Origin of the sequence: Gordonia sp. McavH-238-E (genome assembly GCF_022348225.1) — a bacterium.
Lineage (GTDB): Bacteria > Actinomycetota > Actinomycetes > Mycobacteriales > Mycobacteriaceae > Gordonia > Gordonia terrae.
In genome coordinates, this window is sequence record NZ_JAKRFE010000009.1 from 119,867 (window position 1) to 133,838 (window position 13,972).

Sequence of the window (13,972 nt, forward strand, 5' to 3'; positions counted from 1 at the left end):
ATCACTTGCGCTTCTTGACCTCTTCGGTCAGCTGCGGCGCGACGTTGAACAGGTCGCCGACGATGCCGTAGTCGGCGATCTCGAAGATCGGGGCCTCTTCGTCCTTGTTGACGGCCACGATCGTCTTCGAGGTCTGCATGCCGGCGCGGTGCTGGATGGCGCCCGAGATGCCCAGTGCGACGTACAGCTGCGGCGACACGGTCTTGCCGGTCTGACCGACCTGGAACTGACCCGGGTAGTAACCGGAGTCGACGGCCGCACGCGAGGCGCCGACCGCGGCACCCAGCACATCGGCGAGTTCCTCGACGACCGAGAACTTCTCGGCACTGCCGACACCGCGGCCACCCGAGACGACGATGGACGCCTCGGTCAGCTCGGGGCGGTCGCCGCCGACATTCGGCTCGACCTTGGTGATCTTGACCGCGCCCTCGCCCTGAGCGGGGACCTCGACGTCGACGCGCTCGCCGGCACCGGCCTGCGGAGCGGCCTCGACGCCACCGGGGCGGATCGAGAAGACCGGCACGTCGCCCTTGGCCTGGGCGTCGACGGTGAAGGCGCCACCGAAGATCGAGTGGATGCCCACGCCGCCTTCCTTGACGTCGACGATGTCGGCGAGGACGCCGGAGCCGAGGCGCACGGCCAAGCGTCCCGCGATCTCCTTGCCGTCGGCGGTCGCCGGGACGAGGATGCCGGCCGGCGAAGCGGTCTCGGCGATCGAGGCGAGGACGTCGACCTGCGGGGTGATGAGGTAGCTGCCCGCGTCGTCGGACTCGGCGACGTAGATCTTCTCGGCGCCGGCCTCCTTGAGGCCGTCGAGGATTCCGTCGGCCGAGCCGGGCTTGCCGACGACGACTGCCGACGGGGTGCCGAGCGCGCGGGCGGCGGTGATGAGCTCGCTGGTGACCTTCTTCAGGGCGCCTTCGGCGTCCTGTTCCACGAGAACGAGTACTTCTGACATGGTGGTTATCTCCTGAATGTCTGGGGGTTCGCCGGTGGTCTGCGTCGAGAAGGTCAGATGATCTTCTGGCCGACCAGGTACTCGGCGACCTTGGTGCCGCCGTCGCCTTCGTCGGTGACGCGCTCGCCCGCGGTCTTCGGCGGCTTCGGAGTGTTCGCCGTCACGACCGAGCCGGCATTCTCCAGGCCCACATCGCTCGCCTCGACGTCGATCTCGGCGAGGGTGAGAACGGTGACTTCCTTCTTCTTCGCGGCCATGATGCCCTTGAAGGACGGGAAGCGCGGCTCGTTGATCTTCTCGTTGACGCTGACGATGGCCGGCAGGCTCGCCTCGACATGGAAGATGCCGTCGTCGGTCTCGCGCTCACCCTTGAGGGTCTCGCCCTCCAGGGTCAGCTTGCGCAGGTGCGTGAGGTGCGGCAGCTCGAGGTACTCGGCGATCATGGCCGGGATGGCGCCGACGCGGCCGTCGGTGGCCTCGTTGCCGGCGATGACCAGCTCGACACCCTCGACCGTGCCGAGTGCCCGCGCGAGGACGTATGCGGTCTGCACCGCGTCCGAGCCGTGCATGAGGTCGTCCTTGATGTGGATCGCCTTGTCCGCACCCATCGACAGTGCCTTGCGGATGGCGTCGGTCGCGCGCTCGGGGCCCGCCGTCAGGATGGTGACCTCACCGCCGTCGGCCTCCTTGATCTTCAGCGCTTCCTCGACGGCGCGCTCGTTGATCTCGTCCAGGACGGCGTCAGCGGCCTCGCGGTCCAGGGTGTAGTCGTCATCGGACAACTTGCGCTCGGACCACGTGTCGGGAACCTGCTTGATCAGTACGACAATGTTTGTCATGGGTCTACGTCGACCTCCTGCATCGGGTTCGGCAACTTACCGGCGGGTAAGGCCATGGGTCCTCACCACTTTAGCCTCTCCTATGGTTCCACTAAACATCGACTACCTCACACAATGGACATGACCGGTCGCTCGCTCGGTACGACGGCCCCGGCAACCGGAGGGCATGCCCTACTCTCTCTCAGATGACTGACGCAGACCTCGGATCGTCGCGCGGGACGGCAACCACTGGTCTCGAGGCGCTCGACACCGACCAGCAGCTCGCGCTCACCGGCGAGCGTACGGTCCCGGGAATTCCCGCCGAGAACTACTGGTTCAGGCGCCACGAGATCGCCTATCGCCACATCGCCGGCCGATGTGCCGGGCGGGACGTCCTCGAAGCCGGGTCCGGCGAGGGTTACGGCGCCGCGATGATCGCCGCCGCCGGGGCGTCGTCGGTGGTCTGCGTCGACTACGACACCGCCGCCGTCGAGCACACCCGCCGCCGGTATCCCGAGCTCGTCGTCCACGAGGGCAACCTCGTCGACCTTCCGCTCGCCGACGCCTCGGTCGACGTCGTGGTCAACTTCCAGGTGATCGAACACCTCTGGGACCAGGCGCGCTTCGTCGCCGAATGCCACCGCGTGCTGCGCCCCGGCGGCGTGTTGCTGATGTCGACGCCCAACCGCATCACCTTCTCCCCCGGTCGCGACACACCGCTCAACCCGTTCCACACCCGGGAGCTGGATGCGGCCGAACTCACCGAACTCCTCATCGACGGAGGCTTCGTGATCGACGCGATGCTCGGCGTCGCGCACGGACCGCGCCTGCAGACGCTCGACGCCAAGTGGGGCGGTTCACTCATCGACGCCCAGATCGAGCGCGCGCTCGCCGGTGAACCCTGGCCCGACGAACTCGCCGCGGATGTCGCCGGCGTGGTCGCCGCGGACTTCGAGGTCGTCGACTCGGCCGAGCACGACATCGACGCGTCCCTCGACCTGTTCGCGGTCGCGTTGCGGGGCTGAGTGTGACCACCGGAAGCGCTTCCGTTCCGGGCCAGTTCACACTGGTCCTGCATTCGCATCTGCCGTGGTTGGCCAATCACGGACGCTGGCCGGTCGGCGAGGAATGGCTGTACCAGTCGTGGGCGGCGTCGTATCTGCCGTTGGTCGACGCGCTCGAGCGCCTCGCCGCCGACGGGTTCACCGATCAGCTCTCGTTGGGCATCACGCCGGTCCTGGCCGCACAGCTCGACGACCCGCACTGTGCGTCGTCGATGTACGAGTGGCTCGCCGACTGGCAACTGCGTGCCACGCAGGCCGCGATGTCTCGCGACCCCGACCGCGCGGCCGCGGGACGGCGCGAGTACCTCGACGCCCAACGCGCTCTCGACACCTTCGCCAACCGGTGGCGCCACGGCGCGTCGCCACTGATCCGCGGGCTGGCCACCAGCGGGGTCGCCGAGATCCTGGGTGGTCCCCTCGCCCATCCCTTCGCGCCGCTGCTCGACCCGCGACTGCGCCACTTCTCATTGAGCGAGGGGCTCGCGGACGCCCACGCGCGCTGGGGTTTCGATCCAGTCGGCATCTGGGCCCCGGAATGTGCCTTCGCGCCGGGGATGGAGACCGAGTACGACCGCGCGGGTGTGCGCCACTTCATGGTCGACGGCCCCGCCTTGCACGGGGACACCGCGCTCGGCCGCCCGGTCGGCGACAGCGCCGTCGTCGCCTATGGACGTGATCTGACGGTGAGTTATCGCGTCTGGTCGCCGAAGTCGGGCTATCCGGGCCACGCCGCGTACCGCGACTTCCACACGTATGACCACGACACCGGGCTCAAGCGGTTCCGGGTCACCGGCCGGACCGTGTCCGGCGAGGACAAGAAGCCGTATGACCCCGCTCGGGTCGACACGGTTCTCGACCGGCACGTCGAGGACTTCGTCGCGCACGTCCGCGCCCGCCTCATCGACGAGTCCGACCGGATCGGCCGTTCCGCGCTGGTCGTCGCGGCGTTCGACACCGAATTGTTCGGGCACTGGTGGCACGAGGGCCCGATCTGGCTCGAGCGGGTGCTCCGCCGCCTGCCCGAGGTCGGGGTCACCGTCGGAACACTCGCGGGCGCAACGCAAGCCGGATTCGTCGGTGCGCCCTTCGACCTCCCCCGCTCGTCGTGGGGCTCGGGCAAGGACTGGCGGGTGTGGAACGGTCCGGCCGTGCAGCACCTGGTCGACCTGAACGCGGAGGTGACCGAGACGGCCCTCGACGCGGTGACCAAGTTGCGGCACCGAGGCGGCGGGCGGAATCGCGTGGCCGATCAGATCCTGCGCGAGACGCTCCTGACCGTGTCGTCGGACTGGCCGTTCATGGTGTCGAAGGACACCGCCGCGCAGTACGCTGTGGCGCGAGCTCACACGCATGCGCACGCCACCCGCGAGATCAGCGACGCGGCGATGCGAGGCCGCGACGACGCTGCCGAGACGCTCGCCGCCAACTGGTCGCGCGCCGACAATCTCTTCCCCGCACTGGATGCGCGTCGGCTGGAGACGACGCTGACTGCCGACCGGGACAGGGCTGCGCGGACGAGCGCCGACGGGATGAGCGCCGGGGGAATCGTCACCGAGGGGGAAATCGGATGAGGGTGTTGTTCGTGTCGTGGGAGTACCCGCCCGTGGTGGTCGGCGGACTCGGTCGGCACGTCCATCACCTGGCGACCGAGATGGCCGCCGCGGGTCACGACGTGGTGGTCCTGACCCGGCGACCGTCGGGAACCGATGCGGTGAGTCACCCGACGACGGACACCGTCGTCGAAGGCGTGCGCGTCGTGGCCGTCGCCGAGGATCCGCCGGAGTTCGAGTTCGGCCAGGACATGATGGCGTGGACGCTCGCCATGGGGCATGCGTTCGTGCGGGCGGGGTTGCGGGTTCTGCACGGCGCCGGGAGCGGAGCGAGCGGGCCGAATGGACACGGCGCCGGGAGCGGAGCGAGCGAGCCGGGGGCGCGGTGGGTGCCCGACGTGGTGCACGCGCATGATTGGCTGGTCGCCCATCCGGCCATTGCGCTGGCCGAATTCTTTGACGTGCCTCTGGTTTCCACGATCCACGCGACCGAGGCCGGGCGGCACAGCGGCTGGGTGAGCGGCCGGACGAACCGGCAGGTGCATTCGGTGGAGTGGTGGCTGGTGTCGGAGTCCGACGCCCTCATCACGTGTTCGGCGTCGATGCGCGACGAGGTGCATCGACTGTTCGGGTACGACGCCGCCGACATCACGGTGATCCACAACGGCATCGACATCCGCACGTGGCCGCTCGCGGAGCGTTCGCGGACGGGCGGTCCGGCGGAGTTGCTGTTCGCGGGGCGGCTCGAATACGAGAAGGGCGTGCAGGATCTGCTGGCCGCGCTCCCGCGGATCCGGCGTAGCCATCCGGGGACGACGCTGACCGTCGCCGGTGACGGCACCCAGCGTGACTGGCTGATGGAGCAGGCGCGCAAGCATCGGGTCAGCAAGGCGGTGACCTTCGTCGGTCCGGTCGACCACGGCAAGCTGGTCACGCTGATGCACCGCTGCGACGCGATCGTCCTGCCCAGCCGCTACGAACCGTTCGGGATCGTGGCGCTGGAGGCGGCGGCGACCGGCGCGCCGTTGATCGTGTCGACCGCGGGTGGCCTGGGCGAGGCGGTCCGCGAGCCCGACACCGGCCTGACCTTCGAACCGGCGGATGTCGCGGGGCTCGCGGCGGCGGTCCGCGCGACGCTGTCCGACCCGGGGGCGGCGGCGCAACGCGCGCTGCGGGCCCGTGCGCGGCTCACCGCGGAGTTCTCGTGGGCCGAGGTCGCGGAACGAACCGCGAGCGTGCACCTCGCGGCGAAGCGTCGGGTCCGGCACGCAATCGGACGACCCGACATCCCGGAACGCCCTCTGCCGGAACGGGACCCGGGGCAGGCGTAGGCCTTCCAGTCAGCTCAGTACAACTAGTCGCGCTCGGCCGCGGCCTTTTTGCGTTCGATGTCGGCGAGGGCGCGTTCGAGTTCGGCGCGCTCCGCGGCAGACGACGCCCAGTCGTCCATCCGGTTCTTGACCACCCTGGCGGGTGCGCCGACAGCGATGGCGTAGTCGGGGATGACGCCCTTGACCACCGCGTGCGAGCCGAGGACGCATCCTCGGCCGACGATCGTGTTACGCAGGACCGACACCTTGGCGGCCACCCACGTGTCCGGGCCGATCCGCACCGGGCCCTTCACGATGCCCTGGTCTTTGATGGGCAGCGTGATGTCGTCCATCTTGTGATCGAAGTCGCAGATGTAACACCAGTCGGCGATGAGGGTGGAGCCGCCGATCTCGAGGTCGAGGTAGGAGTTCACCACGTTGTTGCAGCCGAAGACGGTCTTGTCACCGATGCGGAGGCTGCCCTCGTGACAGCGGATGGAGTTGCCGTCGCCGATGTGCACCCAGCGTCCGATCTCCATGCGGGCCAACTCGGGTGTCGCGTGGATCTCGACGTTGCGCCCGAGGAACACCATGCCCCGCAGCACGATGTGCGGGTTGGCCAGACGAAACCGCGCGAGACGGTAGTAGCGGACGAGGTACCACGGTGTGTACGCGCGATTGCGTCTCACCCAGCGCAGCGAGTCCAGGGTGAGGAAACGCGCCTGGTCGGGGTCGCGGCGTCGGCCCGCGCGCCGGCGGGACCGGTACGAGGCGTTCCACATGGTGGTCATGACGAGAAACCCTAATCGACGCGATTTTCGCGCACGATAGGCTCACTGCTGGCACGCTCGGGTGCCGTTTCGATGGCATGGGCGCCGAGCGAGCCCCACTGTTACCGGCCGGCGCCTTACACAGACGACGACCAGGACACGACGACGAGGAGCAGGATGGCTTTCGCACGACCGCAGGTGTCTCGACGCCGCCGATCTGCGCTGACCCGCCTGCTCGTCGCGCTCACGGCCGTGAGCTCGCTGGTCCTCGCCGGCTGCTCGGACGGCCACATCGACGTCCGCTCCGTCCCGAGCGTCGGCTGGCCCAGCTATGGGGGCGTCCCGGGCAACGCCAACTTCGCGTATGCCGATGTGCCCGAGGATCTGACGCTGAGCTGGACTCGCCCCACCGGCGGCCCGGTCACCGCGCCGGTCACCATCTCCGGCAAGGGGAACGTGGGCGTGACGTCGAACGCGGCCGCCGGATGCAACGTCCTGGTCCTCGACAGCCGGTCCGGGCGCAAGAACTTCTGCAAGGACATGCGAGCCGGCGTCGAGATCAACGCGATGCTCGTCGACCAGTACGACCAGCCCTATCTGGGCGAGGAGTCGACCTTCCTGGCCTTCAACGCCGGCGGGGCGATCCGCTGGCGGGCGGGCGTGATCGGCGTTCCGCTGTCGGCGAAGTTCGCGGCTCCCAACGCCGTCCTCGTCGCCAGTACGCAGGGCCAGATCCTTCTGATCGACACCCAGCGCAACGAACTCCTCGCTCCTGAGGTGACGTTGCGCTCCGACGTCGACCCGGCGCAACCGCTCCGTGGCTTCGGCGACTGCGTGCGCAACGGTCCGCAGTGCGCGATACCCGCACCTCCGGCAGTGGACACCCAGCGAGAGCTGTTCTATCTCAACTTCTTCCCGCAGGGCGCGGCGACTTCGCAGATCCGGGCGATGAAGTACGGCCTGGTCGCCGGAAACCGTGAGGTCCGGACCGCCTGGCAGGCCGACGTCCCGAGCGGCGTCGTCGGGACACCGACGCTCTCGGCCGACGGCGCGACCCTCTATGCGTTCTCGCGCGACGGCAAGATCGTCGCCCTGAACACCGACGACGGATCGACCCGGTGGACTCATGACATCGGCGGGCACGGTTTCGCGACGATGACCGTCTCGCCGGACGGCCTGATCATCCCGACCGGTTCACTCGGCGCCCCGCTGACCCTCCTGCGCGACCGCGGCGATCGCGCCGAGCAGGTCTGGCAACGCACCGATCTGGCGACGGTGAGCCTGTCCGCACTGACCCAACAGCAGACCGCGTGGACGGTCGCCCGCGATCCCGGTGAGGACTCACTGTCCCTGGTCGAGGTGTCCACGACCGACGGCGCGACGAAACGCACGCTGCCGCTGCCCGATTCGCGCGGCTTCGCGACCGGGGTCTCGGTGTCCTACTCCGGACAGATCGCCACCGCGACCAACCTCGGCGAGGTGTACTTCTTCGACAGCAAGGCCAACCTCGAGTAAGCGCTCAGCGAGTGCGGGATTCGTAGCGGAAACCGATACGGATCCCGCATTCTGCGCGACTAGGACCGCACGCCCGGCTCACAGATGAACGCGACACCCTTGCGTCCGATCCGGGTGAGTACCACCGACAGCGGTCGGGAGCCCTTGAGCTTGAGCTTCTTTCGCAGCCGGTCGGGGTCGACGTCGAGTCCGCGGACGAGGATCTCGAGCGGGCCGCACTCCAGGGTGGCGAGCGCCTTCCGGAGCGCCTTCTCGGTCACGCCCGTCTGCTCGATCACCCGGAACCCGCGTGCCCCCTCGGGGACTGAATCCCCGGTGAGATAGGCGATCTGCGGATCGAGTTGCCAGAGCCCGTGCCGGTGGGCGTAGTGCCTGACCAGACCGGCGCGGACGATCGCCCCATCTGGATCGACGATCCACTCCCCGACCTCACCGGCGGGCACGTCGTCGGCCTCACGGTCGGTGATCTCCACCACGGCGACCGTGCCGTCGGCTCTGGTCCGCAGCACGGTGGCCCGACGACCGGGCTCCACACCCGGCCCCGACCACAGACACGCCTCCCGCACGCCGCCGTCGAGGGAGGTGATCTGGACCTCGCCGTCGAAGCCGAAGCGGTTCCGCAGCATCTGATGATCCAGTCCGGGTGCGCATTTCACGACCAGGACACGGCCCGGGTAGGTGGTCAGCAGCTCGAAGAGCGGAGGGGTCAGCTGGTCGAGCCGAAAGATCCGGCCGGCGTCTGATCGACGCGCCGGATCGGCGAGGAGTACATCCGCGGTGGAGGTCGGGGTCAGCGCATCCGCGACCAGTAGCGTCGCGTCGGGTACGTTCGCCCGTGCCATCGCGAGCCGGAGCCGATCGATGTCGCTACCGATGACACCCTGGATATCGCTGACGCGCACCAGTTCCCGGAGTTCCGCACCGATCGAGCAGGTCAGGTCGTGCACCACCGGCGCGGGGAACCGCTGCGCGATCTCGGCGGCGCGATGCGCGGCGACCACCGATGCGGTCGCCTGCTGCACGGCGTCGTCGGTGAGCAGGAGGGCTTCGGCGTCACGCAGTTTCGGGTGCGCACGCCGCCGGCACCGCACCGTCTCGATGAGCGCGGCATCGTGCGGCGCATACCGGCTACGGGTCTCGGTGATGTCAGCGAGCATCGTCGACGGCGAGAGCTCGAGGCCGGACACCGTCTCGAGCGCCTTCTCACCGTGCCGCGACCGCAGGAACGCGACATCGTCGAGACTGAAGGAGTAGCCCATGGTCCTGAGGGCGAGAACCGCTTACCGCGGCTTCACACCGGTTACCACGACGTTGTAGAAGAACTTCGGCGGCACGATCTTGCGCAGCACGTTCTCGTCGAGCCAGGTGAGGCGCTTCCACCCGCCGAAGGCGAAGCGGGCCCAACCCCAGCCCAGCTTCTCCGGCGGCACCGCGGCTTCGAAGGTGCGGACCGGCCAGCCGAGCATCGCGGCGGCCAGCTCCTCGGTGGCGGTGTCCACCTTGTGCGCACCGGCGGCGCGGGCGATGCCGGCGAGCTCGTCGGGATCGAAGGTGTGGATGTCGACCACGGCTTCGAGCGCGGCCGCGCGGGAGGACTCGTCGAGTTCCTCCTGCGGGCGCCGCCACCCCTGCAGCGGGCCGAGTTTCGTGACATTCGTCGTGGCGAACCACGTCGCCCGACTCATCCAGCGCGCGTAGAAGTCACCGATCGTCGACGGTTCACCCGCGAAGATGAAGCGACCGCCGGGCTTGAGCACCCGCAACACCTCGCGGAGTGCCTGCTCGACGTCCGGGATGTGATGCAGCACAGCGTGGCCGACGACGAGATCGAAGGTGTCGTCGTCGTAGGGGATCTTCTCCGCGTCGGCGACGCGGCCGTCGACATCGAGCCCGAGGTTCTCCGCGTTGCGCAGCGCGACCTTGACCATGCCCGGCGACAGGTCGGTCACCGATCCCTTCGTCGCCACCCCCGACTGCATCAGGTTCAGCAGGAAGAAGCCGGTGCCGCACCCGAGTTCCATCGCGCGCCCGTACGGCAGGGATTCACCGGTGTCGACGGCGTCGAAACGCCCTCGCGCGTAGTCGATGCAGCGTTCGTCGAAGCTGATCGACCACTTCTCGTCGTAGGTCTCCGCCTCCCAGTCGTGGTAGAGCACCTGGGCGAGCTTCGTGTCGGTGAGCGCCGCCTTGACCTGCTCCTCGGTCGCGTGCGGGTTGGGAGCCGGATCGGTGCCCGGAGTGACGTCGGTGGTCATGATCGCTTCCTGTTTGCGTGGTGATGTCGGTGGTGGAGTCGAAGGTGCGCGGTGTCGTCGACGGCTCAGCGGCCGACGAATTCCGCTTTTCCGGGCCCGTTTTCGTGGAAGGACGCCATACCGATGGCGCGGTCCTCCGTCGCGAACAGCGGGGCGAACAACTGCTCCTCGATCTTGAGTCCGGTGTCGAGGTCGACCTCGAGACCCTGGTCGACGGCCTTCTTGATCGCTGCGAGCGCGACCGACGCGGCGCGGTCGAACTGCCCGGCCCAGGCGAGCGCGGCGTTGTACACCTCATCGGGCGCGACGACCTCGTCGACGAGCCCGATGGCCAGTGCCTCCTCGGCGTCGACGAACCGCCCGGTGAACATGAGGTCCTTGGCGCGCGACGGGCCGATGAGGCGTGCGAGCCGCTGGGTTCCGCCGCCTCCCGGGATCAGGCCGAGCAGCACCTCGGGGAGGCCGAGTTTCGCGTTGTCACCGGCGATGCGGCGGTCGGCACCCAACGCGACTTCGAGGCCGCCGCCGAGGGCGTATCCGGTGATGGCAGCGACCGTGGGCTTCGGGATGGCGGCGATCGCGCCGAGGTCGCGCTGCAGACGACCCGCGACCCGGCTCATCTCCGCATAGCCGATGTCCCGCATCTCGGTGACGTCGGCGCCGGCCGCGAGGATCTTCGGACCGCCGTAGACGACGACGGCCTTGATGTCCGTACGCACGGTGGCCTCCTCGGCCGCCGCGGCCAGCTCGGCCTGCACCTGCCGGCTCAACGCGTTCATCGGCGGTCGCTGCAGCAGGATGGTGCCGACGCCCGGATGAGCGTCGGAGCACTCGAGGGTCACGAACTCAGGCATGGTCGAAGGCTACCGGTTGGTAAGTCCCGTCGGTGCCCCAGCCCGTAGACGCGACCCGCAGAGTCCGACGTAGACAGACGTCGGAGTCATACAGTGGCGGTCATGGCGAAAACGTCGGGTTCCGCAGGTGAACCCATCGAACTCGAGGTCGGTGGCCGCACCGTCCGACTGTCGAGTCCCGACCGCGTCTACTTTCCCGAACGCGGTGAGACCAAGCGCGACCTCGCCGAGTACTACCTGTCCGTGGGCGACGGGATCGTGCGCGCGTTGCGCGACCGTCCGTGCATGCTGCACCGATTCCCCAAGGGCGTCAGCGGCAACAAGGTCCACCAGAAGCGCGTCCCCGCCGGCGCGCCGGACTGGCTGGAGACCACCGAGATCTACTTCCCGCGGTACGGCCGCACCGCCGACGAACTGTGCGTCACCGAGTTGGCCTCGGTGATCTGGGCGGTGCAGATGTCGACCGTCGAGTTCCACCCCTGGAACTCGCGTCGCGCCGACCCCGAATCCCCCGACGAATGGCGGATCGATCTCGACCCGATGCCCGACTGCACGTTCTCCCGTATTCGACGCGTCGCGCACGTCGTCGAAGAGGTGCTCGACGAGCTGGGCATGCGCGGGTACCCCAAGACCTCGGGTGGTCGCGGCCTGCACATCTACGTGCGCATCGCGCCGGAGTGGGGTTTCCCGCAGGTACGACGAGCCGCGCTGGCGTTCGCTCGAGAGGTCGAGCGACGGGCGCCCGACGACGTGACGACGACCTGGTGGCGCAAGGACCGGGACCCGGCCGCGGTCTTCGTCGACTACAACCAGAACACCCGCGACCACACCATGGCGTCGGCCTACTCCGTGCGCGGCAACGAGCGGGCCACCGTGTCGACTCCGATCACCTGGGCCGAGATCGACGACATCGAACCCGACGACTTCACGATCGCCACCGTGCCGGCCCGCTTCGCCGAGCTCGGCGATCTCCACGCCGAGATCGACGACGTGGCGCACCGCCTCGACACGCTCATCGACTGGGCCGATCGTGACGACATCGGCGACGAGGAGGACGCCGAGGTCATCGATATGGATCGGTGAACGCACCCGAAGTCGGACGGCTCAGAGCGTGATCTCCGGTGGTTGCTGGTCGCCGAGCGTCCGGAAGTACTCGTCGGAGCCGGGAAATCCGAGACCGGCGAGTCCCGCGCCGGGCGTGACGTCCGGCAGGATCGGTTCGATGACGCGATCGGCACCGAGCAGTTCGTCGATGGTCGAGAACCCGGAGACGTAGTTCAGCTGCGACCACGTCGGCGGCATGAGGAAGTGCTTGCCCGCGGCCCACAGGTCGATCGCGACCCGGGCGTTCACCCACCGCGCGACCTCGGCTTCGGTGGTCTCGGCGTCGGCACGCTGGCCGTCGGGCATCGCCGCCAGGAAGAAGCGGGTGTCGTAGCGCCGCTTCTCGTTGACCGGGGTGATCCAGTGCGCCAGCGGGCGCAGCAGGTCGGCACGCAGCGTGAGTCCGCGCGCGGTGAGGAACTGCGCGAACGACAGCGACTTCTCGACGAGGCGTTGCCGATCGTCGGCCAGCCCCTCCGGGTCGGCGAAGGAGCCGTCGGCGTCCGTCGCGAGCAGGACACCGCACTCCTCGAAGGTCTCCCGGACCGCCGCACACACCAGCGCCTGCGCGGTCTCGGCATCACTCGCGAAATGGGACGCCCACCAGGCCGCGTCGGGACCGGTCCACGCCAGGTCGGCGTCGGCGTCGCGCTTGTCCACGCCACCGCCCGGGAACACCGTCATGCCGCCCGCGAAGGCCATCTGCTTGACGCGGCGCTGAAGGAACACCTCGATACCGTCTGCGGCGTCGCGGACGAGCACGACCGTCGCGGCGTCCCGCAACGGTGCGGACACGACCTCCGGACCCGATTCCGTCGACGTCATCAGTTACCTCCTGCTGCTCGCCGATGGCCGCCCGCGCGACGCCGGCGCCGCGCGAAGTACCGGCCGTCGACCTTGTCCAGAACGATCTGCTGCCGAAAGGCGGCGGTGAGGTTCTCGCTGGTGAGCACCTCGTCGAGCAATCCCTGGGCCACCACGCCGCCCTCGGACAGGATGAGGGCGTGGGTGAAACCCTCGGGGATCTCTTCCACATGGTGGGTGATCAGCACGATGGCCGGGGCGTCGGGGTCGGCGGCGAGCCGCGCCAGACGGTCGACGAGCTCTTCGCGTCCACCCAGGTCGAGCCCGGCGGCCGGCTCGTCGAGCAGGAGGAGCTCGGGATCGGTCATGAGGGCGCGCGAGATCACGACGCGCTTGCGCTCACCTTCCGACAGCGTGCCGAAGCGACGGTCCGCGAGGTGCTCGGCGCCCATCGACTCCAGCGATTCGACGGCCTGCGCACGGTCCATCGCGTCGTAGCTCTCCCGCCAGCGTCCGAGAACCGCGTAGCCCGCCGAGATCACGACATCGCTCACGACCTCCTCCGGCGGCACCCGATCGACCAGGGACGGGCTGGAGACACCGATCCGGGTCGACAGTTCGCGGATCTCCACCCGGCCCAGCTTCTCGTTGAGCACGAAGGCGATACCCGAGGTCGGGTGGATCTCGGCACCGGCCAACCGGATCAGCGTCGTCTTGCCTGCACCGTTGGGTCCGATGATCACCCAGCGTTCGTCCAGTTCCACCTGCCAGGACAGCGGGCCGACGAGGGTCTCGCCGCCACGGACGACCGCGACGTCACGAAAATCGATCAGGAGGTCGGGATCGGATTCGGTCACTCCCCCATCCTGCACCACGACCGGATGTTCGACGGGGCCGACTCGGCACCACGACGACACGAACACGACGGCCGGAACGCGACGCCGGGAATAGTCCGGGGCGTCGGCCGCAT

13 protein-coding genes are annotated in these 13,972 nt (G+C 68.8%); 5 read left to right on the forward strand and 8 right to left on the reverse strand.

The annotated features are described in order from the left end of the window. Position 1 precedes the first annotated feature (1 nt). Positions 2–958, reverse strand: a complete 957-nt coding sequence (locus MHN80_RS15430) for an electron transfer flavoprotein subunit alpha/FixB family protein (RefSeq protein ID WP_004019279.1) — start codon at positions 956–958, stop codon at positions 2–4. Positions 959–1,011: 53 nt separating this feature from the next. Then, positions 1,012–1,797 carry an electron transfer flavoprotein subunit beta/FixA family protein gene (locus MHN80_RS15435; protein ID WP_004019278.1) on the reverse strand — a complete coding sequence of 262 codons (786 nt, stop codon included), beginning with the start codon at positions 1,795–1,797 and terminating at the stop codon, positions 1,012–1,014. A 185-nt stretch (positions 1,798–1,982) separates the two neighbouring features. Between MHN80_RS15435 and MHN80_RS15440 the strand changes: the two genes are divergently transcribed. The 3 genes from MHN80_RS15440 to MHN80_RS15450 are packed head-to-tail and all read left to right on the forward strand — an operon-like array spanning position 1,983 to position 5,721. Then, positions 1,983–2,801 carry a bifunctional 2-polyprenyl-6-hydroxyphenol methylase/3-demethylubiquinol 3-O-methyltransferase UbiG gene (locus MHN80_RS15440; RefSeq protein ID WP_239402538.1) on the forward strand — a complete coding sequence of 273 codons (819 nt, stop codon included), beginning with the start codon at positions 1,983–1,985 and terminating at the stop codon, positions 2,799–2,801. A gap of 2 nt (positions 2,802–2,803) precedes the next feature. Beyond that, entirely contained in the window at positions 2,804–4,411 is a 1,608-nt protein-coding gene (locus MHN80_RS15445) for a glycoside hydrolase family 57 protein (protein WP_239402539.1), read from the forward strand. Then, a complete protein-coding gene (locus MHN80_RS15450) occupies positions 4,408–5,721 on the forward strand; it encodes a glycosyltransferase family 4 protein (protein ID WP_239402540.1) in 1,314 nt (437 codons plus the stop codon). The genes MHN80_RS15445 and MHN80_RS15450 overlap by 4 nt, the downstream gene beginning before the upstream one ends. Before the next feature lie 23 nt (positions 5,722–5,744). Here the strand turns inward: MHN80_RS15450 and MHN80_RS15455 are convergent, their stop codons facing one another. Beyond that, entirely contained in the window at positions 5,745–6,491 is a 747-nt protein-coding gene (locus tag MHN80_RS15455) for an acyltransferase (RefSeq protein ID WP_004019274.1), read from the reverse strand. A gap of 156 nt (positions 6,492–6,647) precedes the next feature. On the opposite strand from MHN80_RS15455, the gene MHN80_RS15460 reads away from it, so the two are divergent. Continuing rightward, entirely contained in the window at positions 6,648–7,985 is a 1,338-nt protein-coding gene (locus MHN80_RS15460) for a PQQ-binding-like beta-propeller repeat protein (protein ID WP_239402541.1), read from the forward strand. A 59-nt stretch (positions 7,986–8,044) separates the two neighbouring features. On the opposite strand, the gene MHN80_RS15465 is transcribed toward MHN80_RS15460, so the two are convergent. The 3 genes from MHN80_RS15465 to MHN80_RS15475 all read right to left on the reverse strand — a co-directional run bounded on the left by MHN80_RS15465 (position 8,045) and on the right by MHN80_RS15475 (position 11,094). Then, positions 8,045–9,244: a class I SAM-dependent methyltransferase gene (locus MHN80_RS15465; protein WP_239402542.1), complete on the reverse strand. Its 1,200-nt coding sequence runs from the start codon at positions 9,242–9,244 to the stop codon at positions 8,045–8,047. A 21-nt stretch (positions 9,245–9,265) separates the two neighbouring features. Further along, entirely contained in the window at positions 9,266–10,240 is a 975-nt protein-coding gene (locus tag MHN80_RS15470; RefSeq protein ID WP_101819316.1) for a class I SAM-dependent methyltransferase, read from the reverse strand. 65 nt (positions 10,241–10,305) lie between these two features. Continuing rightward, positions 10,306–11,094 (reverse strand): enoyl-CoA hydratase-related protein, encoded by a 789-nt coding sequence (locus MHN80_RS15475; protein WP_004019266.1) that lies wholly within the window; start codon positions 11,092–11,094, stop codon positions 10,306–10,308. Positions 11,095–11,196: 102 nt separating this feature from the next. On the opposite strand from MHN80_RS15475, the gene ligD reads away from it, so the two are divergent. Continuing rightward, a complete protein-coding gene (gene ligD, locus MHN80_RS15480) occupies positions 11,197–12,177 on the forward strand; it encodes a non-homologous end-joining DNA ligase (protein WP_033203980.1) in 981 nt (326 codons plus the stop codon). A 21-nt stretch (positions 12,178–12,198) separates the two neighbouring features. Here ligD and MHN80_RS15485 read toward each other — a convergent pair whose 3' ends face one another. Beyond that, positions 12,199–13,023: an NUDIX domain-containing protein gene (locus MHN80_RS15485; RefSeq protein ID WP_239402543.1), complete on the reverse strand. Its 825-nt coding sequence runs from the start codon at positions 13,021–13,023 to the stop codon at positions 12,199–12,201. Then, a complete protein-coding gene (locus MHN80_RS15490; RefSeq protein ID WP_004019263.1) occupies positions 13,023–13,859 on the reverse strand; it encodes an ABC transporter ATP-binding protein in 837 nt (278 codons plus the stop codon). The genes MHN80_RS15485 and MHN80_RS15490 overlap by 1 nt, the downstream gene beginning before the upstream one ends. Positions 13,860–13,972 lie beyond the last annotated feature (113 nt).